At 60.9% G+C, this 1,335-nt stretch carries 2 protein-coding genes; one reads left to right on the forward strand and one right to left on the reverse strand.

The window, feature by feature from the left end:
- The coding region (locus Y708_RS31005) for a transglycosylase family protein (RefSeq protein WP_035775915.1) at window positions 1-548 on the reverse strand (548 nt) is incomplete at its 3' end.
- Between the two features lie 320 nt (window positions 549-868).
- On the opposite strand from Y708_RS31005, the gene Y708_RS24200 reads away from it, so the two are divergent.
- The coding region (locus Y708_RS24200; RefSeq protein ID WP_081746677.1) for an acyl-CoA thioesterase at window positions 869-1,335 on the forward strand (467 nt) is incomplete at its 3' end.

The following is a 1,335-nucleotide window of genomic DNA, read 5'->3' on the forward strand; positions in this document are numbered from 1 at the left end:
GCTACGGGAGCCGGGGCTTCCACTACGGGGGCTGCCACAACAGGTGCCGCGGCAACTGGTGCTTCAACAACCGGCGCTTCAACAACCGGCGCTTCAACAACCGGCGCTTCAACAACTGGTGCTTCAACGACCGGCGCCTGCGGTACTGACTGGAACTGCACAGGGGCAGGAGCAGGAGTGGCAGGAATCGGGGTGGGGTTGGCGCCGGCGGTCAGACCGAGCTTGGCTGAGCAAGCTGGCCATGCGCCCCAGCCCTGTCCGTCAAGAACGCGCTCTGCGACAGCGATCTGCTGCTCACGGCTGGCGTTCTGAGGCGCACCCTGGCCACCGAAAGCTGCCCAGGTGGACGGGGTGAACTGCAGGCCACCGGAGAAGCCGTTTCCGGTATTGATGGCCCAGTTGCCACCGCTCTCGCATTGAGCAAGGGAGTCCCAGGTGCTGGCGGGAGCGGCGTTAGCGGCTCCTGCGGATGCACCGAGACCAAGGCCGACAAGGGCGGCAGCGGCAAGTCCACGGCGCGCGTTAAGGCTGATTTTCTGGTTCTTCATGGGGTTCGATGCTCCAAAAGGCCACCTGCACTAGTTCCGTCCCCGGACATCTTTGCGCCGCTGTTCACCCATGACTGATCGGAAAGGTCTTGTCTGTGGTGTCTGCCGGACGAACAGCGTTGAGGTGGAGGGGCAGCACCGGGCATATGTGGCTGCTCAACGGGTGGCAGCTTTGTGATAGCCCGAACGGGGCTACGGATCAACGGTAGAGGAAAATCCAATCGTTGCCAAATCGAGATGTGGCGGTGCTTGACGGAACGCCTCTAACGAGTTGGTGTTTCAGCTGGATTATTGCCCTCCGGTAACGGTACAACATAGGAATGGGCAAAACGCAAAAGATCAGCTGTGAGGTCCCCTTGAGATGGGGAGACATGGACGCCTACGGGCATATCAATAACGTGCAGGTGATTCGGATCTTGGAGGAGGCCCGCATTCACGCTTTTGGCCCTCCGGGCGGCACCGGAGCGCCGGGGGAGCAGCCGCCGGTGGCTTTGTTTTCCGCGATTGATCCGGAGGTGCAGGCCGTTGTGGTGGAGCATCGCGTCAAATATGCAGCGGCCCTCGATTACCGAAACATTCCGCTGAAGGTGCAGGTGTGGATCGGTGAGCTCAAGCCTGCCAGTTTCAGCATTTCCTACCTGATCCATGACCCGGTGACGGACCGTATGTGCGTCAAGGCTGAGACCGTCCTCGCGTTCCTGGATCAAACCGGAGGACTGCTCCGCCTGACCGGGGAGCAAAAAGCCCAGCTACTTCCTTACGTGGGAAAACCGGTCTTCGACAAGCC

Origin of the sequence: Arthrobacter sp. H5, assembly GCF_000520595.1 — a bacterium.
Taxonomy (GTDB): domain Bacteria; phylum Actinomycetota; class Actinomycetes; order Actinomycetales; family Micrococcaceae; genus Arthrobacter_D.